At 66.7% G+C, this 20689-nt stretch carries 21 protein-coding genes, 1 pseudogene and 1 riboswitch; of the genes and pseudogenes, 12 read left to right on the forward strand and 10 right to left on the reverse strand.

Annotation, left to right across the window (positions count from 1 at the left end; genetic code table 11):
• Positions 1 to 5 precede the first annotated feature (5 nt).
• From DBO33_RS40340 to mnhG, 3 genes are read left to right on the forward strand one after another with little or no spacing between them, the layout of a single operon-like run.
• Positions 6 to 545 (forward strand): Na+/H+ antiporter subunit E, encoded by a 540-nt coding sequence (locus DBO33_RS40340; protein ID WP_107659712.1) that lies wholly within the window; start codon positions 6 to 8, stop codon positions 543 to 545.
• Entirely contained in the window at positions 542 to 802 is a 261-nt protein-coding gene (locus DBO33_RS40345; RefSeq protein ID WP_107659713.1) for a monovalent cation/H+ antiporter complex subunit F, read from the forward strand. Before DBO33_RS40340 ends, DBO33_RS40345 begins: the two co-directional genes overlap by 4 nt.
• A 58-nt stretch (positions 803 to 860) precedes the next feature.
• Positions 861 to 1202, forward strand: coding sequence for a monovalent cation/H(+) antiporter subunit G (gene mnhG, locus DBO33_RS40350; RefSeq protein ID WP_107659714.1), 342 nt, complete (start codon positions 861 to 863; stop codon positions 1200 to 1202).
• Positions 1203 to 1228: 26 nt separating this feature from the next.
• On the opposite strand, the gene DBO33_RS40355 is transcribed toward mnhG, so the two are convergent.
• The 5 genes from DBO33_RS40355 to DBO33_RS40375 form a co-directional block, all read right to left on the reverse strand.
• Positions 1229 to 2518, reverse strand: a complete 1290-nt coding sequence (locus DBO33_RS40355; RefSeq protein ID WP_407670646.1) for a phosphatase PAP2 family protein — start codon at positions 2516 to 2518, stop codon at positions 1229 to 1231.
• Between the two features lie 145 nt (positions 2519 to 2663).
• On the reverse strand, positions 2664 to 3809 hold the full coding sequence (locus DBO33_RS40360) for a glutamate--cysteine ligase (RefSeq protein ID WP_107659716.1): 1146 nt from the start codon (positions 3807 to 3809) through the stop codon (positions 2664 to 2666).
• A gap of 13 nt (positions 3810 to 3822) precedes the next feature.
• Positions 3823 to 4509 carry a superoxide dismutase[Cu-Zn] gene (gene sodC, locus DBO33_RS40365; protein ID WP_107659717.1) on the reverse strand — a complete coding sequence of 229 codons (687 nt, stop codon included), beginning with the start codon at positions 4507 to 4509 and terminating at the stop codon, positions 3823 to 3825.
• A gap of 150 nt (positions 4510 to 4659) precedes the next feature.
• Positions 4660 to 5253, reverse strand: coding sequence for a LytR C-terminal domain-containing protein (locus DBO33_RS40370; protein WP_107659718.1), 594 nt, complete (start codon positions 5251 to 5253; stop codon positions 4660 to 4662).
• Positions 5254 to 5272: 19 nt separating this feature from the next.
• Entirely contained in the window at positions 5273 to 5617 is a 345-nt protein-coding gene (locus tag DBO33_RS40375) for a DUF3263 domain-containing protein (protein WP_107659719.1), read from the reverse strand.
• A 188-nt stretch (positions 5618 to 5805) separates the two neighbouring features.
• On the opposite strand from DBO33_RS40375, the gene DBO33_RS40380 reads away from it, so the two are divergent.
• Genes DBO33_RS40380 through DBO33_RS40390 form a run of 3 tightly spaced genes read left to right on the forward strand, consistent with a single transcriptional unit; the run spans position 5806 to position 8236 of the window.
• Positions 5806 to 6396, forward strand: a complete 591-nt coding sequence (locus DBO33_RS40380) for a peptide deformylase (RefSeq protein ID WP_107661013.1) — start codon at positions 5806 to 5808, stop codon at positions 6394 to 6396.
• Complete coding sequence (locus tag DBO33_RS40385) at positions 6386 to 7387, forward strand: N-acetylglutamate synthase, CG3035 family (protein ID WP_107659720.1); 1002 nt, start codon at positions 6386 to 6388, stop codon at positions 7385 to 7387. The genes DBO33_RS40380 and DBO33_RS40385 overlap by 11 nt, the downstream gene beginning before the upstream one ends.
• A 33-nt stretch (positions 7388 to 7420) precedes the next feature.
• Positions 7421 to 8236, forward strand: coding sequence for an exodeoxyribonuclease III (locus tag DBO33_RS40390; RefSeq protein WP_107659721.1), 816 nt, complete (start codon positions 7421 to 7423; stop codon positions 8234 to 8236).
• Positions 8237 to 8245: 9 nt separating this feature from the next.
• Here DBO33_RS40390 and DBO33_RS40395 read toward each other — a convergent pair whose 3' ends face one another.
• Complete coding sequence (locus DBO33_RS40395) at positions 8246 to 8845, reverse strand: Uma2 family endonuclease (RefSeq protein WP_107659722.1); 600 nt, start codon at positions 8843 to 8845, stop codon at positions 8246 to 8248.
• 380 nt (positions 8846 to 9225) lie between these two features.
• Positions 9226 to 10845: pseudogene (locus DBO33_RS40400) on the reverse strand (acyl-CoA dehydrogenase family protein); the annotation flags it as partial.
• A 182-nt stretch (positions 10846 to 11027) separates the two neighbouring features.
• On the opposite strand from DBO33_RS40400, the gene DBO33_RS40405 reads away from it, so the two are divergent.
• The 3 genes from DBO33_RS40405 to fahA all read left to right on the forward strand — a co-directional run bounded on the left by DBO33_RS40405 (position 11028) and on the right by fahA (position 14304).
• On the forward strand, positions 11028 to 11654 hold the full coding sequence (locus DBO33_RS40405; RefSeq protein ID WP_107661014.1) for a TetR/AcrR family transcriptional regulator: 627 nt from the start codon (positions 11028 to 11030) through the stop codon (positions 11652 to 11654).
• 275 nt (positions 11655 to 11929) lie between these two features.
• Positions 11930 to 13126 (forward strand): homogentisate 1,2-dioxygenase, encoded by a 1197-nt coding sequence (locus DBO33_RS40410; protein WP_107659723.1) that lies wholly within the window; start codon positions 11930 to 11932, stop codon positions 13124 to 13126.
• Complete coding sequence (gene fahA, locus DBO33_RS40415; protein ID WP_234391298.1) at positions 13123 to 14304, forward strand: fumarylacetoacetase; 1182 nt, start codon at positions 13123 to 13125, stop codon at positions 14302 to 14304. The genes DBO33_RS40410 and fahA overlap by 4 nt, the downstream gene beginning before the upstream one ends.
• A 73-nt stretch (positions 14305 to 14377) precedes the next feature.
• On the opposite strand, the gene DBO33_RS40420 is transcribed toward fahA, so the two are convergent.
• Entirely contained in the window at positions 14378 to 15067 is a 690-nt protein-coding gene (locus tag DBO33_RS40420) for a TetR/AcrR family transcriptional regulator (RefSeq protein WP_107659725.1), read from the reverse strand.
• A gap of 96 nt (positions 15068 to 15163) precedes the next feature.
• Between DBO33_RS40420 and DBO33_RS40425 the strand changes: the two genes are divergently transcribed.
• The 3 genes from DBO33_RS40425 to thiC all read left to right on the forward strand — a co-directional run bounded on the left by DBO33_RS40425 (position 15164) and on the right by thiC (position 19040).
• A complete protein-coding gene (locus tag DBO33_RS40425) occupies positions 15164 to 16567 on the forward strand; it encodes a lipase family protein (protein ID WP_159080747.1) in 1404 nt (467 codons plus the stop codon).
• Positions 16568 to 16701: 134 nt separating this feature from the next.
• Positions 16702 to 17184: a VOC family protein gene (locus DBO33_RS40430; protein ID WP_107659727.1), complete on the forward strand. Its 483-nt coding sequence runs from the start codon at positions 16702 to 16704 to the stop codon at positions 17182 to 17184.
• Positions 17185 to 17290: 106 nt separating this feature from the next.
• A riboswitch (TPP riboswitch) is annotated at positions 17291 to 17399 on the forward strand.
• A complete protein-coding gene (gene thiC / locus DBO33_RS40435) occupies positions 17391 to 19040 on the forward strand; it encodes a phosphomethylpyrimidine synthase ThiC (protein WP_107661015.1) in 1650 nt (549 codons plus the stop codon). It overlaps the preceding riboswitch by 9 nt.
• 52 nt (positions 19041 to 19092) lie before the next feature.
• Here thiC and DBO33_RS40440 read toward each other — a convergent pair whose 3' ends face one another.
• Together DBO33_RS40440 and DBO33_RS40445 are read right to left on the reverse strand one after the other, a co-directional pair.
• Positions 19093 to 19983 (reverse strand): hypothetical protein, encoded by an 891-nt coding sequence (locus DBO33_RS40440; RefSeq protein ID WP_107659728.1) that lies wholly within the window; start codon positions 19981 to 19983, stop codon positions 19093 to 19095.
• A gap of 86 nt (positions 19984 to 20069) precedes the next feature.
• Positions 20070 to 20588 (reverse strand): DUF6640 family protein, encoded by a 519-nt coding sequence (locus DBO33_RS40445; protein ID WP_159080748.1) that lies wholly within the window; start codon positions 20586 to 20588, stop codon positions 20070 to 20072.
• Positions 20589 to 20689: the final 101 nt, after the last annotated feature.

Raw genomic sequence — 20689 nt, forward strand, 5'->3', positions numbered from 1 at the left:
GCGGGGTGAGCCGCGAGATCGTCGTGCGGATCAGCGTGCTGAGCTGGCTCACCGTCGTCTGGATCGCGCTGTGGGGCGATCTCAGCATCGCCAACCTGCTGGCCGGGCTCGCGGTGGGTGCGCTGATCATGGTGGCGCTGCCGCTGCCGAGGGTGCCGGTCAACGGGCGGTTGCATCCGCTGTCGCTGGTCGAATTGGTCGTGGTGGCAACGTATTACGCGATCGAGTCCAGCTTGCAGGTGGCGTGGTTCGCGATCCGGCCCGCGCCGCCGCCGGTCTCCGGGGTGCTGCGCGTCTACCTGAGTACCAAGTCCGACCTGGTACTCGTGCTGTGCACGGACCTGCTGAACCTGATCCCGGGCACCATGGTGCTGGAGATCGATCGGCGCCGCTGCGTGGTCTACGTGCACGTGCTGGACGTGAGCAGCGACGCGGCGGTGGACAAGTTCTACCGGACCACCCGGCGCCTGGAGAAACTGCTCATCGACTCGTTCGAGCGCCACTCCGAATGGCGTTCCAGCAAGGTGCCGGAGGCGGAACTGTGACCGTTGTCGCCATCATCGCCGGTGTGCTGCTGACGGCCGCCGCCGTGATCACCAGCTATCGCATTCTGGCCGGACCGAGCACCCTGGACCGGATCGTCGGCATCGACTCGCTGATGGCGATCGCCGCGTCCGGGCTGGCCGTCTGGGCGGCCTACAGCCAGGACACCACCATCATCCCGGCGATCATCGCGCTGGCGCTGGTCGGCTTCCTCGGCTCGGCCGCCGTCACCCGCTTCCGGGTCAAGGACGAACAGTGACACCCCGACGGAGACCAATGATGCTGAGACAACGGATATCTCGGGACGGCGGCCACCGATGACCGTGTGGCAGTGGATCTCCGCCGTGCTGATCCTGTTCGGCGCCACCCTGGCGCTGACCGCGTCGATCGCGATCGTGCGCTTCCCCGACACCCTCACCCGCATGCACGCCGCCACCAAACCTCAGGTGGTCGGCCTGATCCTGGTGCTGGAGGGCGCGGCGATCGAGCTGGTCGGTCACGGCAATGTCTGGGCTCTGGTGCTGGTCGGGCTGTTCACGCTGATCACCGCCCCGGTGGTGGCCCATCTCATCGGCCGCACCGCTTACCGGGAACAGCGCCACCGCGACGGACTGCTCACCGTCAACGAACTCGGCGACACCATCGACTCGGTCGACTGAACAGGGCCTGGCCGGCCGAGTCCGGCTCAGCGCGTGGCGGTCTCGACTTCGCGTTGCGAGGCAACGGTCTGCCGCTGCCCGGCGAACCAGGTGGCGTGGAAGCCGGCGGCCATGCCCGCGAGCAGCGCGAGCACGACCGTGCCTGCCAGCACCGGGTATTCGGCCATCGGCACCGACAGGTAGCGGTAGGACAGCAGCAGTACGGCGAGCACCACGGTGCCACCCGCGACGAGCCGGATGCGGAACCAGCCCCAGCCGCGTTCCGGATCGCGCAGCGCCGACTCGACGGTCAGGCACAGCACCGCGCCCGCGACCAGGTCGACGCCGTAGTGGTAGCCGAAGCCGAGGGTGGCGATCACCGTGGCCAGCAACCAGAACGCGCCACCCCAGCGCACCAGGCTGGGCGCGGGGCCGCCGTCGGTGTCGCGGCGGGTGTGCAGGAAGACCGACAGCGCCCAGGCCGTGTGCATCGACGGCATGCAGTTACGCGGCGTCACCGAGTCGAACGGCATCGGCATCGGATTGCGGTCCAGCGGCGGCACCACGCCCGGCCAATAGTTGCCCAGTTGCAGCCCGTTCCCGTCCGCGCCGAACGCGAACATCGGCCCGACCACCGGGAAGATCACGTAGACGACCGGGCCGACCAGCCCGAGCACCAGGAACGTGCGCACCAGATAGTGCGTCGGCCAGCGACCGCTGGACACCACCCGGCGCAGCTGCCACACCGCGACCGCGATCGCCGCGACCGGCAGTTCGATGTACACCCAGTGCAGCACCCCGTAGACGACCGGCCCGAGCACATCGAGCACCCGCCCCATCACCCAGGACGGATCGCCCAGCGCGTGGTCGGCGAGTAGCACGTATTCGTCGAGCACCGCAGGCCTGCTCATGATCGTGACGTGCAACCACACGTCGCCGACCTTGGTGGCGAGGATGAGCAGCGCGCCGAGCGCGGCGGCGTGCAACGCACTGCGTCGTTCGGTCCCGTCCCAGCGCAGCCAGGCGACTATCGCCAGCCCGGTGAGCACGATGACCGGTCCGTTGCCGACCGCGAACGACGCACCGCTCAGCAGCCGGATGCCCGCCCACACCGCGTCGATGGCCACGGCCGCGCTCAGCGCGATGATCCGGTGCCGCGTCGAAATGCCGACCAGCGCAAGGATCAAGCCCGCCCACGGCACCGACATCGATTTGGGGGTGCCGACGTAGTCCTGCCACAGACTCCCGAGCGGACCCTGGACCCCTTCGCGTACCGCCACGATTTGCAGCGCGATCAACAGCACCGGCACCGCGGCAACGCCTGCCGCAACCCACACCCGGGTCGGCGGCACACGCAACCGAGGAGCGGCGCTTCCTACTCTGGGTCCCGGGTCTTCGACAAGCACGTCGACCATAGTAAACGGGGGGTGAACGCCATCCCACCGCCCGACTGAACAGTGGGCGACCGATCGCCGGGCGGTATTACTGCTCGAGCTCCTTGACCAGCGCGTCTACCACCGCGACCAGGTCGCCCTGCGCCGCGGCGGCGACTTTGCGCTGCCGCTGGTATGACGCACCTCGCTCCGGAATCTCCGCGACGAAGGCCAATTCGTCCGAGCAGCCGAGCCGTTTGGCGGTCGGCTCCAGCCGGTTCAGCAGGTCCGTCACGTCGTCGGTGACCAGCCGCTCGTTGCTCTTGTCGTCCACGATGACGATCGCGTCCAGCCCGTAGCGGGCGGCCCGCCACTTGTTCTCCTGCACGTGCCACGGCGGCAACGACGGCAGCGTCTCGCCCTCGTCGATCCGGCGGTCCAGGTCGACGATCAGGCAGTGGATCAGCGCGGCCAGCGCCGCCAGTTCGGCGCGGGTGGACGTCCCGTCGCACACCCGCACCTCGATGGTGCCCCACTTCGGCGCGGGCCGGATGTCCCAGTGCATGCCGCCGAGCTGTTCGAACACACCGGTTTTGAACTGGTCGTGCACGAAATGCTCGAACTGGTGCCAGTTTTCGAACTGGAACGGCAGGCCCGCGGTGGGTAGTTGCTGGAACATCAGCGTGCGGTTGCTGGCGTAGCCGGTGTCGGCGCCCGCCCACATCGGCGAGGACGCGGACAGCGCGAGCAGATGCGGGTACTGCATCAGCAGCGCGTTCAGGATCGGAAAGACCTTGTCCCGGTGCGAGACCCCGACATGCACGTGCACGCCCCAGATCATCATCTGGCGGCCCCACCACTGGGTGCGCTCGATCAGCTCGTCGTAGTGCTCCGAGCGGGTCAGCTGCTGGGCCGACCACTGCGCGAACGGATGGGTGCCCGCGCAGAACAGGTCGACGCCGAGCGGGTCGGCGGCGCGCCGCACCGCGTCCATGGTGCCGCGCAGATCGTCCACCGCCTCGCCGACGGTGTCGTGTACCCCCGTGACGAGCTCGACGGTGTTGCGCAACAGCTCCTTGGTCACCTGCGGGGTGCCGTCGTGTGCTTTCAGGTCGCCGAGCGAATCGAACACCGCCGCAGCGGTATTCGACAGATCGCGACTCACCTTGTCGACGAGCGCGATCTCCCACTCGATGCCGATGGTGGGCCGGGGCGAACCCGGGAAGGAAACATGTTCTCTACCTGCCCCGGCCATGTCGGCTCCTGCGCTACTGGATCACACCGCAGGCGACGCGGCCACCCGCGTCGCCCGTTGCTAGCGTCGTGTCATCCGGGCCGGCAACGCCGTCGGCACGGAGGTATCGGTTCGGGATGTTGCCGAAGTTGTCGGCGTCGGCGTGGATCATCAGCGCCTTGTTCTTCAGCTCGTCCAGGGTCACCGAGTCGGTGGTGGTGACCAGCTTGGCCGAGCCGTCCGAGCGCACCTGCAGCGAGCTGAGGTCGCCGCTGGCCGGGTGCGTGTTCGCGCTGCCGACCTGCAGATGGCCACCGGCGGAGAGGAAGTCGCCGGACGGGCCGCCGGTCGGCGCGACCGAGTTGGGCTCGCACTTGCCGATCGAGTGCACGTGCAAGCCGTGGAAGCCGGGGCGCAGGCCGTGCGCCTCGACGGTGACTTGCAGGTGGTTGCCGTCCTTGACGAAGTTCGCCGTGCCGACCGAGGAGCCGGAGGCGTCCTTCAGGTCGACTTTCACACCCGCGTTCGAGTCGGCGGTACCGGTTTCCTTGCCGAACTCGCTCGACGGCGGGGCGGCCGCACCGCTCCACACCGGCGGGGTCGTTCCCTTGACGTCACTCGACTCCTGGCTGTTGGTGCAGCCTGCGAGGCCGAGTACCGCGACCGCGAGCACCGGGGTCACAGTCCGCCAGGACGGGCGTCGAGTTGTGGACGGGGCCATCGGGGAACTCCTTTACGAGTACCGAGTTTACGAGTAAAGCTGGGTGGACACGTTCGTTACCGGACAAGATGATGCCACGCCCGCCGTGTTGCGCAGTGACAGGCCCGTTCAGCGGCAGGTCACCCAGTTGCGGCGACCGGTCGCCAGTTGTCAGTTACCCGTCACGATGACGGTTACACCGGGCGAGGACTCGCCCAAACCACTCGACTTCGGTTCCGCGGTGATGCCCAACTCCTGCGCGATGGCCAGTCCGGCTTCTTTGTCGCCCGCCGAATTGCCGTAGTACACGGTCGTTTTCGGGATATTGACGCCGGGGTAGTTGCCCGTCTCGACGACATTCCAGCCTTCGGCGGTGAGCTGATTGGCGGTCTTGCCTGCCAGCCCGGCGATCATGCTGTTGTTGAGCACGCGCACCGGAACGGACTTGGCCGCGGCACCGGTGGGGGTGGTCGGCGCCGGGGTGGTGGTCGGCGGCGCGGTCGTGGACGACGGCGGCACCGTGCTGGACGAAGTGGGTGCGTCGGCCGATGTCGGCGCGGCGGTGGTCGGCTTGACGGCCGCGGTCGGGGCCGGGGCCTGCGGGACGGAAGTCGCCGACGCCGACTGTTCGGATCCCGCGTTGTCCACATCGGACTTCGACAGCGACATCGCACCCAGTCCACCGAACACAATGGCCAGTGAAATCAACACCATCGCCAACGCTCGCAATGGCGGCCCACCGGAGGTGGGATTCGGGTAGCTCACCTACTCGAGCCTAGCCCGGTCATACCTGGAATCCGAGCCGTCGCGCGGCCCTGGCTTTTTGCCGGCTCGCTCGCAACCGGCGCAGCCGCTTGACCAGCATCGGGTCGGCGGCGAGCGCCTCCTGCCGATCCACCACAGCATTGAGCACCTGGTAATACCGGGTGGGCGACATGCCGAACAGCTCCCGGATGGCTTCTTCCTTGGCCCCCGCGTACTTCCACCACTGGCGCTCGAAGGCCAGGATGTCGTGTTCACGACGGCTGAGATTGTCGCCGTCGCCCGTCGATTCCGCTGCCGTGACATCGTCGCTCGCGGAAGGGTCGCCCTGGATCGCGGAAAGATTCCGTGCCGCTGCGCCGTCCATCTTGCTCCCTCGCCGAGTTACCACCAGACGAAAAATGGTGCTTGTACGTCGCGGATCATTCAACCACGAGACCGTGGGATAGCCAGGGGTACGGCGCGGCGTGTTCGCTACCTGCCGGTAAGCGTGTCGCGGGAAGGTTGCCGCCCCCGCACGGCCGGCGGCCCAGCGGCGCGGCAATAATTGTGTTCATGGCTATCCTCCCGATCGTGATCGTCGGCGACCCGGTTCTGCACAACCCGACCGAGCAGGTCACCCAGTCACCGGAGGAACTGGCCGAGCTCATCGCGGACATGTACGAAACCCTCGATGCCGCGCACGGTGTCGGTCTGGCCGCCAATCAGGTCGGCGTGCCGCTGCGGCTGTTCGTCTACGACTGCCCCGACGTCGCCGCCGACGGCACCGCGAGCAGGCGCCGCGGCGCGGTGATCAACCCGGTGCTGGAGACCTCGGCGATCCCGGAGACCATGCCGGACCCGGACGACGACGAAGAGGGCTGCCTCTCGGTGCCCGGCGAGCAGTACCCGACCGGGCGGGCCGAGTGGGCGAAGGTCACCGGCACCGACGAGCACGGTGCGCCGGTGGAGCTCGAGGGCAAGGGCTTCTTCGCCCGCATGCTGCAGCACGAGGTCGGCCACCTGGACGGCTTCCTCTACGTCGACGTGCTGATCGGGCGCAACGCCCGCGCGGCGAAGAAGGCGATCAAGCGCAACGGTTGGGGCACACCGGGACTCAGCTGGATCCCCGGGACCGTCGCGGATCCGTTCGGCCATGACGACTGAGGGCACCTTTCCAGAAATTCCGCTCGGCCGTCGGGTAGTGCTGCGCTACCGGTTGCCCGCGGGTTATCCACAACCACTCACCGATGTGATCGGCGAACTGATCTCGCTGGATCCGCCGACCGTGCGCGCCGCCGACGGGCGGACCGTCTCGGTGACCCCGGACCAGGTGGTCGCGCTGAAAGCGGTGGGGCCCAGGCCGATTCGGACCAAGGAGATCAGGTCGCTGGAGGCCGCGGCGGCGGACGCGTGGCCCGGGGTCGAGCACACCTGGATCGACGGGTGGTTCGTGCGGGCCGGGCACGGGTTCACCGGACGCGCCAATTCCGCGCTGCCACTGGGTAGTTCCGAGGGTCCCGCGGTACTGACGCCGGACGCCATCCACCGGGTCGGCGAGTGGTACACCGCGCACGGCCTGCCGCTGCTGCTCGCGCTGCCCGACCGGCTCGCGCCCATCCCGCCGGGGTGGGACAGCTGGCGCGAGACCGTCGTGCTGGCCATCGATATCGAGAATTTCGTGCTCCCGCAGGGGCCGTCGATGGTGCGGATCGCCGGCGCGCCGGACGACGCCTGGTTGCAGTTGAACCGTTTCGAGGGCGAAGTGGTGACGCCGCAGCGACTTTCGACGCCGGAACCGAATGTCGAGGTGCTGACCGCGGTGCGCGACGGCGAGCTCGGGTTCGCCTCGCTCGGCGTGCCGACACCGATCGCGATCGGGCGTGGCGCGGTCACCACCGCGCCGGACGGCCGCCGCTGGGTCGGGCTCACCTGTGTCGCGGTGGGCGCGGAGCACCGCAGGAAAGGGCTCGGCTCGCTGGTGTGTGCCGAGCTGATCCGGTGGGGTCACGGGCGCGGCGCGACGCACGCGTACCTTCAGGTCGAGCAAGGCAACAGTGCTGCCATCGCGCTGTATCGCGAGCTCGGTTTCGTCGAACACCACATGTATCGCTATGCGGCGCCTGCCGCGCTCGCCCGTACTGCCGACCTGCGGTAGAACGGAATAAGACCCGCATCAAGGAAGGCAGCTGTGCGTCTCGCCACCTGGAACGTCAATTCGATCCGCTCCCGGCTCGATCGGGTTGCGGAGTTCCTGGACCGCCAGGACATCGATGTGCTGGCCATCCAAGAGACCAAGTGCCGCGACGACCAGTTCCCGTTCGAGCGTTTCGACGAACTCGGCTACGAGGTCGCCCATCTCGGCATCAACCAGTGGAACGGGGTCGCGATCGTCTCCCGGGTCGGGCTGACCGACGTCGAGCTCGCCTTCCCGAACCAGCCCGGCTTCGACAAGGAGGCCGGTGAATCGCTGATCAGCGCGCCCGTCGTCGAGTCGCGCGCGCTCGGCGCCACCTGCGGCGGTGTCCGGGTGTGGAGCCTGTACGTGCCCAACGGCCGCGCCCTCGCCGACCCGCACTACGCCTACAAGCTGGAATGGCTTGCCGCGCTACGGGAAAGCGGTGCCCGCTGGCTCGCCGACGACCCGCAGGCAAAGATCGCCCTGGTCGGCGACTGGAATATCGCCCCCACCGACGACGACGTCTGGGCCCCCGAGCTGTTCATCCACAAGACGCACACCTCGCAACCCGAACGCGACGCCTTCCAAGCATTCCTCGACACCGGCTTCGCCGACGTCATGCGCCCTTACGCCCCCGGCCCCGGCGTCTACACCTACTGGGACTACACCCAACTCCGCTTCCCCCGCAAAGAGGGCATGCGCATCGACTTCATCCTCGCCTCCCCCACCCTCGCCGCCACCACCAAAGACGCCTTCGTCGACCGCGAGGAACGAAAAGGCAAGGGCGCCAGCGACCACGCCCCGGTAATCGCCGAATTCACCGTCTAGGCGGGCAACTCAGCGCACCCAAGCCTTCAACGGCTCCGTATCGAGGGCGACGTTCACCGGGTCGGGGAGTTCGACGGTGGCACCGAACTGGACCTTCAGGATTTCCTCGTATCGGCTTCCGCGAGGCCTACTGTGGACCGTCACCTCACATGAATCTCGATCGATCAAGAGGTACACAGGTATCCCGGTCTCCGCGTACGCCCGTGGCTTCTCCTGACGATCGCGACGCTCAGTGTCTTGATCACCGGAGGTCACCTCGGCTACCAAGAGAACCGGCTCGGGATCAGCCCACTCGCCTTGGCCGACGAATGCGTCAGCGTCCGCCAGCGCGCCATCTGGACGAGCACGGCCCTTCCGGTACCGCTCGATCTTCAGGCCCCGCTCCGGGGTCAAAAACAATTCAGGACGGAACATCATGAAAACTCGGATCAACCACTGGATGATCCGATCGTGATCCCCATCCGGCATTGCCTTTGCCCCCAGCTGTCCGTCGATGAACTCGAGTTTCACACCCTCCGCGATACGATCGGCCGCCCGAGCGAGTTCCTCGAACTCCTCGGTGGTCATCAGAGACTCAGTTGCCATAAGAGGCTCCTCGACAGCGGTCATAGCAAAACAGTACCGGCAGTGACCGACAACAACGTTGGTCTCTCCGGATGCACGTCGCAGCAACGCCGAGGTACTGGACCATGAGTAACAGCCTACGTTTACGGGTTCATTTCGTAGGTTCCCGCGAGGGATCTGGCCTGGGCCAATACTTGATCGAAGCGGGGGCGGTCGGCGATCGGGCGGCGGATGAGGTCGAGGGCTCGGGTTTGCTGGGCCTTGGTTGCGGCGGGCTTGGTGTGCAGGGTGAGGGCGTTCTCCTTTTCACATCCGGCGGCGCCGGCGGAGGGGTAGGGGGCGGGGTCCGTGGTTCCCGTGTTCTTTTCAAAACTAGACCAAGTAGTTGCAGGCGCGGTTCATCCTTAGGCGTGCCGAGTGACACNTTGCTGGGTGGCGGTGGGGGATGCGGCGGCGAGCAGGGTTTGGAAGGCTAAGGCCTGGTCCAGGAAGACGGCGACATTCGGTATGTGGGTGAACTTTTCGAAGACCTGGCGCCAGTCGCTGAAGCGGATGCGGCCGAGGCCGCTGCTGGGTCCCTGGCGGAAGAGGAATTCGTCGTCGGCGGGGTCGCGGCGGGTCGGTACCGGAGCGTAGGCGGCGCCGGCCAGTTCGGTGCGCAGCTTCGGGATCGCGGCGCCTGCGCGGGGCGCGAGCTTGCGGCTCGACCAGCTGAGTGCACCCGAGACGGCGCGGACCGCGCTCTTCGGTGCGGCGCCCGCGCCGGGCAGCAAGCGCAGTGCGGCCAGGCCGGCGTCGGCGGGGTGGAACATGTAGTTGGCCATGAACTTCAGCGACAGCGCCATGTTCACGTGCACGGTGCCTTCGAGCCGGGGCAGTCCGAACAGGCCGAGCATCGCGATCGGGAAGTACATGTCCTTCTCGAAACCGCGGGCGGCGATCACATCGGCGAGATCCTCGATGATGCGCTGCCCCTGCCGGGTGACGGTCATCTTCTCGATCGCGTTGAACAGCAGGTAGCGCCGGTCTTCCGGGGAGGCGGAGCGCATGTAATCGATGGCCCGCTCGCTGTAGAGCTTCATTGCCATCAGCCGCGCGTACGAGTCGGTCAGCAGTGACTGCACCTGCGGGAACTCGGTCACCTTGTGTCCGAACAGGATTCGATTCTCGGCATGCGTCACGGCCTCGTAGTAGGCGTGCTCACAGGCGCCGACGGCACCGAAGCCGAGATTGAACTTGCCGACATTCACGGTGTTCATCGCCGCATGGAAAGCCGCCTCACCGCGGTGCAAAATGTCTTCCTCGGCAACGGGATAGTTCTCCAGATCGAAAGCCGCCACATACATCTGGCTGTCCACGACATTGCCGCGCAGATGGTAGTTCTCGTGCTGGCTGTCGGCGAGGAAGAACAGGTAGCCCTCGTAATCCTGCTGTGTCGGTTTGCTTTCCAGCGCCTTCGAGCTGTCGATGATCGGCTTGTCGGAGCGCCGGCCGAACACCGAGACCAGCGCGGCCTGGTTGCCGTTGCCGATGTAGTGCTTGGCGCCGGTGGCCAGGTAACCGCCGCCGGGCTGCGGCGCGACCATCATGTCGGTCGAGTAGACGTCGGCGCCGTGCTCCTTCTCGGACAGACCGAAGGCGAAGATCTCGCCGGAGGCCAGCAGGGCGGCGGCGCGCCGCTTGGCCGCCGCGTTGTCGCTCTGCCAGATCGGGCCGAGGCCGAGAATGCTGACCTGCCAGACGTACCAGTACTGCATGGAGTAGAAGCCGAGGATCTTGCTCATCATCGCGATCCGCGCGGTGTCCCAGCGCTTGTTCGGGTCGCCGTCCGCCTCGGCCGCCGGTGTGAGGAAAGTCGCGAAGACCGCCTCGCGCTTCACGAAATCGAGGAACTCCGCGTACCAGACCCGATCCCGATCCTCCTGCTTGAGCACCGCTTTGCCACGGGTCTCGAACCAATCGACGGTCGCGCGCAGCAACCGGCGGGTCTCGGCGTCGAATTCGGTGAATTCGCAGGTCTTCGGGTTGAACAGGGTTTCGGTCATCACTGACTCCTCGGCTGTGGCATAACGCTCGCACCCGCGTGCAGGGCGCTCGACAAAGACAGCCGGCACTATCCCGCCGACTTCATGCACGACTGTAGCATTAACCTTCACCAATGTAGGAAGTTGATCTACAGGCGCGGGACCAGCGAGAACTCCGCAACATGCGCTGCTATGTTGTGCTCATGGGTAGCGATTCGGCCGTGCGACCGCGGCAACGAGCGCCGCACCTCGGCCCGGAACGCCGCCGCCCGCAGGTGCTCGACACCGCGCTGGCCATCGCCGTGCAGCACGGCATCGCGGCGATCACCATGGCCGCCATCGCCGAACGGATGAACGTGACCCGGCCGGTGGTCTACGCCTGCTTCGCCGACCGCGTCGAACTGATCGAAGCGCTGATCCAGCGCGAAGAGAGCTACCTGGTCGACGACCTGCTCGGCGTGATGCGCCGCCGCGACGTGGACGCCGGCGAGACCGTGTTCATCGAGGGCTTCCGCGCGCTGCTGGAGAAGGCCGCCGCCCGGCCCGACGCCTGGCGCCTGCTGTATGGCAATCCCGATCCGGCCGTTGCGGATTCGTTCGGCCGCGGCCGTGCGCTCGCCATCGAACGCTGCAGCACCCTGCTGCGCCCGACCCTGCGCGCCTGGGGCACCGAAGATGCCGAACGCAAGCTGCCGGTGCTGGTGGAGCTGTGGGTGTCGGCCGGTGAAGGCGCGGTGCGCACGCTGCTGGCCGGGGAGGGCGGCTGGACGGCGCAGGATCTCGGCGCCTTCGTCGGCGCAGCGGTCTACCGCGCCCTGCGGCACGCCTGAGCTCCCCCGCCTCTCCGCGAATTCAGGCCAGACTCGGGTGCCAGGACGGTGGCGTTGGCGACCGGCGGGGAGTAGCGAGTTGGGTTAGCCGGTACCCGGGGAGTTACCCATGTGCTTGCGAAATCAGTGATCAGCTAGGCGAAATGCCTCCTAGAGTCCCGATGTTCCGGCAGAATCCGCGCTGACGGGGGCGGATTCCGCCACTGCGCCCGCGCGCCCATCACTACGATGGGGACCAGTTGAACCAGGCCACAAGCCAGGCAGGAGGTGCGGTCATGGCGTTCTATCGACAAGTAGGAGCGGTGCCGCCGAAACGGCATACGCAACATCGGGACGAGCAGGGGCAGCTCTACTACGAGGAGCTGATGGGCGAGGAGGGTTTCTCCGGCGATTCCTCACTGCTGTACCACCGTGGGCTGCCGCCCGCGATCGTCGACTCGACGGTGTGGGAACTGCCCGATCAGTCCACCACCCCGAATCATCCACTGCGGCACCGGCATCTGCGGTTGCCCGAGTTGTTCCCCGACGACACCCCGGCCAGGACCGACGCGGTGACCGGACGCCGCCTGCTGCTCGGCAACGCCGACGTACGCATCTCCTATGTCGTGGCGAAGGGCAGTTCGCCGCTGTACCGCAACGCGATCGGCGACGAGCTGGTCTATGTGGAATCCGGTGCCGCGGTGGTCGAAACCGTCTTCGGCCCGCTGCCCGCGCGCCAGGGCGATCAGGTGCTCATCCCGCGCGCGACCACCCACCGCTGGCTGCCGACCGGCCCGGAACCCTTGCGCGCGTATGTGATCGAGGCGTCCAGCCACATCACCCCGCCGAAGCGGTACCTGTCGAAGTTCGGCCAGCTGCTCGAGCACGCGCCCTACTGCGAGCGCGACCTGCACGGCCCGGCGGAGATCCTGACCGCGACCGGCACCGACGTGGAGGTGCTGGTCAAGCACCGTCCCGGCGGCAAGGTCGTCGGCACCCGGCTGCTGTACGCCAGCCACCCGTTCGACGTGGTCGGCTGGGACGGCTGCCTGTATCCGATCACCTTCAACATCAGCGATTTCGAACCGATCACCGGCCGCATCCACCAGCCGCCGCCGGCGCATCAAGTCTTCGAGGGGACCAACTTCGTGGTCTGCAATTTCGTGCCGCGCAAGGTGGACTATCACCCGCTGTCCATCCCGGTGCCGTACTACCACTCCAACGTCGACTCCGACGAGATCATGTTCTACTGCGGCGGAAACTACGAGGCACGCAAGGGATCCGGCATCGCGCAGGGTTCGGTGTCGGTGCATCCCGGCGGCTACGCGCACGGCCCGCAACCCGGCGCCTACGAGCGCAGCATCGGGCTCGACTACTTCGACGAACTCGCGGTCATGGTCGACACCTTCCGGCCGCTGGAACTCGGCGAAGGCGCCCTCGCCTGCGAAGACCCGGCGTACGCGTGGACCTGGTCCGGACGGGGGCCCGCGTGAAGACTCGCGTCGAAGTACCCGACGATTCCCTCTTCGGTGCGGACAACCTGCCGTACGGTGTGTTCGCCCCGGATGGCCAGAACTACCGCGTCGGCACACGATTGGGCGACTCCGTCGTCGATCTCGCTGCGGCACTGGGTGATCCGGAGTTCGCCGAACCGAGCCTGGCCGCGCTCATGGCGCGGGGGCCGGACCATTGGCGCGAGGTGCGTGAACGCATCCGCGAACTGGTCGGCAACGAAATCGACAGCGCCGCAGTACATGCGCTGTCCGAGGTGAAGCTCGCACTGCCGGTGGCGATCGGCGACTACGTCGACTTCTACGCCAGCATCGACCACGCGACGAACCTCGGCCGCCTGTTCCGGCCGGACAGCGAACCGCTGCTGCCGAATTGGCGGCATCTGCCGGTCGGCTACCACGGGCGGGCAGGCACCGTGGTGGTGTCCGGCACCGAGGTGATCCGGCCGTCCGGCCAGCGCCGGACCGATTCGGGCACACCGGATTTCGGTCCGTCCCGGCGCCTGGACATCGAGGCCGAGCTCGGCTTCCTGGTCGGTGTCGGTTCCGAACTCGGCGATCCCATCGAGACCGGCGAGTTCGCCGAGCGGGTGTTCGGCGTCGCACTGGTCAACGACTGGTCCGCCCGCGATATCCAGGCGTGGGAGTACCAGCCGCTCGGCCCCTTCCTCGGCAAGTCCTTCGCGACCTCGATCGCACCCTGGGTCACGCCGCTGGCCGCGCTGGAAGCCGCGCGGGTATCGACACCGGAGCAATCCCCGGAGCCCCTGCCCTACCTGCGGGAAAAGGAGCCGTGGGGTCTCGACATCGACCTGACGGTGACCTGGAACGGGGACGTGGTCGCGCGGCCGCCGTTCTCCCGGATGTACTGGTCGCCCGCGCAGATGCTGGCCCACCTCACCGCGAACGGCGCCGCCACCCGCACCGGTGATCTGTACGCGTCCGGCACCATCTCCGGCCCGGAGCCCAACCAGCGCGGGTCCTTCATCGAACTCTCCTGGGGCGGTAGCGAACCCGTGGTGGTGGGCGGCCAGAAGCGCACGTTCCTGGAGGACGGCGACGAGGTGGTCATCACCGCGTCCGCACCGGGTCCCGAGGCCGGGCGCATCGGTCTCGGCGAGGTCAGGGGGCGGATTCTGCCCGCACGCCGCCGCGACTGACCCGAGTAGCCGGACAACAACGACGCGGGGCGGGCCGAATGATTCGGCCCGCCCCGCGTCTTTTGCAATAAAACTATTGTCCCGCAACGGCTCCGCGTCCGGCATTGACCACGGTGACGAACCGGGTCAGGTCCTCGGTGAGGGTGTCGACGCCGTCCGGGGCTCCGCCGTCGTCGTGATGGTGCAGCCAGTCCGCGACCAGTTCGAACATGCCGCCGATGGTGGCCAGCGCCAAGGCCAGCCGCGCCCGCTGCACGCCGGCGTCGCTCGCCGGTTCACCGCTCCACACCCGGTCCAGGAAGGCCCCCGACCATCGCCGGTTGCTGCGCCGCATCCGCTCTACCGCGGGCGAGATGCCGCCCGCCTCACCGAAAGTCACCCTGGCCAGGCGCGGGTCGTCGGCGATCGCGTGCACGAACGCCTCGATCACCGGCACGGCGCGCTCCGGCCAGGCCAGGTCGGCGGCCGCGGCGGCGCCGGCGATCACTCGTTGCTGGATCTGCGCGGTGAGTTTTTCGAGCAGTGCGATGTAGCACGCTTCCTTGCTGTCGAAATGGTCGTAGAACCCCTTGGTTCCGACATACGCGCGCTGGCAGATCTGCTCGATCGATGTTCCCGAATAGCTGTGTTCGGCAAACAGTTCGGTGGCCGCGTCGAGCAGTTGATTGCGCCGCTGTGCGCTGCGCTGTTCGGCGTCGAGTCCACGGATCCGGCGGCGAGCCGGGCCCTCGGCAGGCCGCGCGGCGGATTTGCTGCGGGTCATACCTCGACCATAGCTCGATGCGCTTTAGAAAGAGTTCTTGTTGATAACAGGCTCTCATGTTGTAATCGCTGTCACATGATGAGGAAGGACGCACACGTGTCAGTGATCACAGGGGATCGGACCGGCCGTATCCACCGGTCGGGGCGCACGGTGGCCGCGCTGGTGACCATGGCGTTCGCCATGGCCGCCGTGCTGCTCGCGGGCGCAGTCACTCCCACGCAGGCCACCGCAATCCCACTCCCGCACGAGGATTCGTTCTACCAACCGCCCGAAGGCTTCGAAGCCCAGGAGCCTGGCGCCATTCTCCGGTCCCGCGAGGTACGTCTCGCGGCGCTGACCGTTCTTCCGGTGAATGTGCGGGCCTGGCAATTGCTTTATCGCACTACGGATCTGAACGAACAACCCACCGCCGCCGTGACCACGGTGGTGCTGCCCGCGCTGGCCGATCCGAATCGTTCCCGGCCGCTGGTTTCCCTGCAGTTCTACTACGACAGCGCCAATCTGGATTGCTCGCCCTCGTTCGTCTTGCAGCAGGGCGCCGGCCTGGCCGGACTCGAAGGCATCCATTCACAGAGCGAACTGCTCGGGCTGGCCGCGTTGATCAGCCAAGGCTGGGCGGTCTCCATCCCGGACTACGAGGGCGTCAACGGCCACCTCACCGTGCCCAAGGAGCCGGGTTACATGACGCTCGACGGCGTCCGTGCCGCCGAACGTTTCGAGCCGCTGGGGCTGGACGGCGCAAACACCCCCGTCGCGTTCTGGGGTTACTCGGGCGGCGGTATGGGCTCCGGCTGGGCGGCCGAAATGCAGCCGACTTACGCGCCTGAACTGAACGTGAAAGGCATCGCGCTCGGCGCGCCGACCTCGGATGTGGTGTCGCTGCTGCATGTGAACGGCTCGATGTTCTCCTCGCTGATCGGCATCGGCATTTCCTCACTGCGCAAGGCGTATCCGAAGTTCCGGGAGGCCTCCGATCGGTATCTGAAGCCGGAGGGGCGGGCGCTGATGGACCAGACCGAGCGGCAATGTCTGCCGCGCAACGCGCTCACCCAGATGTTCGTCGACTACGGGCGGTTGCTGACCATTCCGATTCCCGACTTCCTCGCGGTGCCCGAGATCAAGGAGGTCTTCGACTCGACGGTGCTCGGCCGCAACATTCCTACCGCGCCGATCTTCCTGTACCAGGGCGTGTTCGACGAGGCGGTGCCGGTGTGGACCAATGACCGGCTGTCCCAGCAGTGGTGTGCCGGTGGCGCATCGGTGCTCTACAAGCGTGATCACCTCAGTGAGCATTTGAGTTTGCCGTCGCTCGGCATGGCCGACACGCTCAATTGGCTTAAAGCGCGGCTCGCGCCGAACGCGCCCGATCAGTTCGGCTGCCGAACCGAGAACGTCGTGTCCATGCTGGCCGATTTCAACGCGCTGCTGACGCAGATCGAGATCAACCTGAACGCCACCTTCGGCGCGCTCGGTTTCCCGATCGGCCCCCGCGAGCGTTAGTCAGCGAGCACCCAGGCCTGCCCTCGACCGGAACCCACCGGTCGGAGGCAGGCTTTTCTCGTTCCACTGCGATGAATTCCGGTCGCCCAGCCCGTCTGCACAGATATCTATCAACTCCGGCCGGGAGGACCACCATGCAAAAGATCGTCACCAACCTCTGGTACGACACTCAGGCAGAAGAAGCCGCCGAGTTCTACTGTTCGCTGTTCGCCGACTCGAAGATCACCCACGTCCAGTACCACACCGAGGCGACCAACCGTCCGACCGATCTCGCGATCACCGTCGACTTCGAACTCAACGGACAGCAGTTCACCGCCATCAACGGTGGCGGCGATTACAGCTACACCCATGCCATGTCGCTGCTGGTCAACTGCGAAAGCCAGGACGAGGTCGACCGGCTCTGGGAGGCGCTGCTCGCCGACGGCGGCAAGGAGATCGAATGCGGCTGGCTCAACGACAAATACGGGGTGCCGTGGCAGATCTGGCCCGCCGAGGCCACCGAGCTGGTCACCGGAGACGACCGGGAAGCTGTGAACCGCGCCATGCAGGCCATGCTCGGGATGCGGAAGATCGTGCTGCAGCAGATGCGCGACGCCTACAACGGCAAGACCGACTGAGCTCGTACGGCCGGCGCCGGACCGATGCCACCGGCGCCGACCTGCGTTTTCCACCGATCACCTGACGGGCGTTCAGGGTCAGCAGGTACTGTCTGCTTGGAAAATTTCACACGCCAACGGGGGCTCGCACCAGCGGGCTGAGAGGACGGCTAGGGCCGTCGACCGTATGAACCTGACCGGGTAATGCCGGCGTAGGGAGGAAAATCATGGCATCTGTTGCGTCCAAAGACGGCTCCGAGACAGTCGACACTGTCACCACCGGACCCATCGAAGGCAGCGTCAAGCACTATCACGAGGTCGACGGGCTGCGCGTCCCGGTGCGCCGGGTGAACCTGACCAACGGTGAGCACTTCGACGTCTACGACACCTCGGGGCCGTACACCGACGACTCGGCCGAGATCGACCTGGAGTCGGGCCTGCCGAAACTCCGCGACACCTGGGCCAAACCCGAGGTCGACGGGCCGCCGACCCAGCTCGCCTGGGCCAGGCAGGGCATCATCACCCCCGAGATGCGGTTCATCGCCGCCCGCGAGGGCGTCTCGCCCGAGCTGGTACGCGACGAGGTCGCTATCGGTCGCGCGGTGATCCCCGCCAACCACAAGCACCCGGAGCTGGAGCCGACCATCATCGGCAAGAAGTTCCTGGTGAAGATCAATGCGAACATCGGCAACTCGGCCGTCTCGTCCTCCATCGCCGAGGAGGTGGAGAAGATGGTGTGGGCCACCCGCTGGGGCGCCGACACCATCATGGACCTGTCCACCGGCAAGAACATCCACGAGACCCGCGAGTGGATCCTGCGCAACTCCCCCGTGCCGGTCGGCACCGTGCCGATCTACCAGGCGCTGGAGAAGGTGAACGGCGATCCGACCAAGCTCACCTGGGAGATCTACCGCGACACCGTGATCGAGCAGTGCGAGCAGGGCGTGGACTACATGACCGTGCACGCAGGCGTGCTGCTGCGTTACGTGCCGCTGACCGCCAAGCGGGTCACCGGCATCGTCTCGCGCGGCGGATCCATCATGGCCGCATGGTGTTTGGCGCATCACCAGGAGTCGTTCCTGTACACCAACTTCGCCGAGCTGTGCGACATCCTGGCGAAGTACGACGTGACCTTCTCCCTCGGTGACGGCCTGCGCCCCGGCTCCATCGCCGACGCCAACGACGAGGCGCAGTTCGCCGAGCTGCGCACGCTCGGCGAGCTGACGAAGATCGCGAAATCCCATGGCGTGCAGGTGATGATCGAGGGCCCCGGCCACGTGCCGATGCACAAGATCGTGGAGAACGTGCGGCTGGAGGAGGAGCTGTGCGAGGAGGCGCCGTTCTATACCCTCGGCCCGCTCGCCACCGACATCGCGCCCGCCTACGACCACATCACCTCGGCGATCGGTGCCGCGATCATCGCGCAGGCCGGCACGGCGATGCTCTGCTACGTGACCCCGAAGGAACACCTCGGGCTGCCCAACCGCGACGACGTCAAGGTCGGCGTGATCACCTACAAGATCGCCGCGCACGCCGCCGACCTGGCCAAGGGGCACCCGCACGCGCAGCAGCGCGACGACGAATTGTCCAAGGCGCGTTTCGAATTCCGCTGGCGCGATCAGTTCGCGCTGTCGCTGGATCCGGACACGGCCCGGGAATACCACGACGAGACCATGCCCGCCGAGCCCGCCAAGACCGCGCACTTCTGCTCCATGTGCGGTCCGAAGTTCTGCTCGATGCGCATCTCCGCCGATGTCCGGGAGTACGCGGCGCGCAACCAGCTCACCGACGTCGAGGCGATCGAGGCCGGGATGGCGGCGAAGTCCGCGGAGTTCGTCGACAACGGTAACGCGGTCTACCTGCCCGTCGTTTCGTAGGTTTTCGACGGGTTCGCCTGTCCGGCAACGCATCCGGTTCCCGTACACCGCTTCAGGTGCGCGGGAACCGGTCGTTTCCGTCCCGTCGCATGATCGCCAGCAGTGCCTCGAGATGATCGGCCGGGACGACTTCCATCCGGTCGCCGCTGCCGCGGATGGTCGCGGCGATGTCGACGGTGATTCGGTTGCGCCACCAGTAGATCGAGCGGCTTACCGGTCTCGACTCGGCTTCGCCCGCGACGAGCAGTTGGGCGAGCAGGCTGGTTCCGGCGAAGACGGTGGGACCGGTGATCGGGTGCACGAGCAGGTGGGTGTGCCCCGGGATGACTAGCAGGGCACCCCAGGGTCCGATGACCGGATAGTCGTCGAGCCAGCGCACGTGCGCCGTAACGAAATCCGAAGCGCCGTAGATCATTTGGATATCGATATCGTCCATGCCGTCGACCTCGGCCGCCATCAGGTCGAGCCCACCCTGCGCGCGGGTGTTGCGCTCGGCGATCTCGAACAAGTCGGATTCCTTTGCGCCCCAACGCAGTGCCGCCGTATACGTCACCGGCGTCATGATCTCACCGAAGTCGACCAGCACCCGCTGCAGCAGGCCGGGCGCGACCAACCGCCGCACATCATTGATCAACCCCTTCGTGCGCGCCGAGCAGAGCCGTGTCCGCAACAGTGGCCGCACCGACTCCAGCCGCGCCAGCTCGAGATGCCCCGCGGTCAGATCCGCGATCTGCATCTCCAGCCGATCACCGACCAACGCCGCCCACAGTTGCCGCGGCGCCCGAGCAACCCGACGCTCCAGCCGAGTACTCGGCAGCACGATCCGAACCCCCGCCCCACCACTGAGCACGAACTCCCCATCGGACTCCGCGCACCCGAACCCGTGCCGCAGCGCAACCTCACTGACCAGCAGTTTCCATAGACCCGAGGACGACTCCCGCATGACCCCTCGCTCTCGGCCGATTCCCACCTTCTTCCCAGTGTATCGAACATACGTTCGAAACTGGAGGGGCTGTGGTGCATCCTGAGCTAGGACTCAGAACGACGGCGTGGCAGCGGAGCGCTTCGGCCGATCGCGCGGAGGCGGCGGCGTTCCAGGAGATATCCCAGCGCAACCACGGCGATCATCACGGGCACGATGGTGCGCAGGTCGATCGGCATGCCGAACAGGTGCGGGACATCAGCGGCGAACTGTGCGTCACGGTGCGACGCACCCGGAAACAGAAACGCGCAGGCGGCACCGGCCCACCAGACACCGGCGAACAAAGCGCCCACCGCCAGTCGTTCCTGGCCATAGCCGGGGCGCCAGAGATAGATCAATGCCAGTCCACCCAAGATGGTGGCCAGCGAGATCGTAATGCCGTCATGGAATTTGGCATGTGCGGTGAAAGCGGGGTTGAAAATGTGCGTGGAATTGTAGTCGTCGACCCACTGCAGAACGGCGTTGCCAACAGCGGCTATGGAGAGTAGCCACCGACCCGTCATGGCCTTTACCCCCACTTCGGAATCCGTTGTCTTCGGTGACCGAAAGCGCGGCGATACGCCCATGAACCTATTCAATGGCAATCCGTAACTTCGGCGTTCGCGCCACGCCGGAGCTGCGTCGTCACCCGGTTCCACGCAAGTCGGAGCTCATTGCGCTTGACCCT

The sequence above is a fragment of the Nocardia suismassiliense genome (genome assembly GCF_900269665.1).
Lineage (GTDB): Bacteria > Actinomycetota > Actinomycetes > Mycobacteriales > Mycobacteriaceae > Nocardia > Nocardia suismassiliense.

What these genes read in the sequence shown, in the direction of transcription:
- mnhG (WP_107659714.1), top strand. Translation starts at nt 861, where the DNA reads ATGACCGTGTGGCAGTGGATCTCCGCCGTGCTGATCCTGTTCGGCGCC.
- DBO33_RS40360 (WP_107659716.1), bottom strand. Translation starts at nt 3,809, where the DNA reads ATGGCCGGGGCAGGTAGAGAACATGTTTCCTTCCCGGGTTCGCCCCGG.
- sodC (WP_107659717.1), bottom strand. Translation starts at nt 4,509, where the DNA reads ATGGCCCCGTCCACAACTCGACGCCCGTCCTGGCGGACTGTGACCCCG.
- DBO33_RS40375 (WP_107659719.1), bottom strand. Translation starts at nt 5,617, where the DNA reads ATGGACGGCGCAGCGGCACGGAATCTTTCCGCGATCCAGGGCGACCCT.
- DBO33_RS40380 (WP_107661013.1), top strand. Translation starts at nt 5,806, where the DNA reads ATGGCTATCCTCCCGATCGTGATCGTCGGCGACCCGGTTCTGCACAAC.
- DBO33_RS40385 (WP_107659720.1), top strand. Translation starts at nt 6,386, where the DNA reads ATGACGACTGAGGGCACCTTTCCAGAAATTCCGCTCGGCCGTCGGGTA.
- DBO33_RS40395 (WP_107659722.1), bottom strand. Translation starts at nt 8,845, where the DNA reads ATGACCGCTGTCGAGGAGCCTCTTATGGCAACTGAGTCTCTGATGACC.
- DBO33_RS40405 (WP_107661014.1), top strand. Translation starts at nt 11,028, where the DNA reads ATGGGTAGCGATTCGGCCGTGCGACCGCGGCAACGAGCGCCGCACCTC.
- DBO33_RS40410 (WP_107659723.1), top strand. Translation starts at nt 11,930, where the DNA reads ATGGCGTTCTATCGACAAGTAGGAGCGGTGCCGCCGAAACGGCATACG.
- DBO33_RS40420 (WP_107659725.1), bottom strand. Translation starts at nt 15,067, where the DNA reads ATGACCCGCAGCAAATCCGCCGCGCGGCCTGCCGAGGGCCCGGCTCGC.
- DBO33_RS40430 (WP_107659727.1), top strand. Translation starts at nt 16,702, where the DNA reads ATGCAAAAGATCGTCACCAACCTCTGGTACGACACTCAGGCAGAAGAA.
- thiC (WP_107661015.1), top strand. Translation starts at nt 17,391, where the DNA reads ATGGCATCTGTTGCGTCCAAAGACGGCTCCGAGACAGTCGACACTGTC.
- DBO33_RS40440 (WP_107659728.1), bottom strand. Translation starts at nt 19,983, where the DNA reads ATGCGGGAGTCGTCCTCGGGTCTATGGAAACTGCTGGTCAGTGAGGTT.
- DBO33_RS40445 (WP_159080748.1), bottom strand. Translation starts at nt 20,588, where the DNA reads ATGGGCGTATCGCCGCGCTTTCGGTCACCGAAGACAACGGATTCCGAA.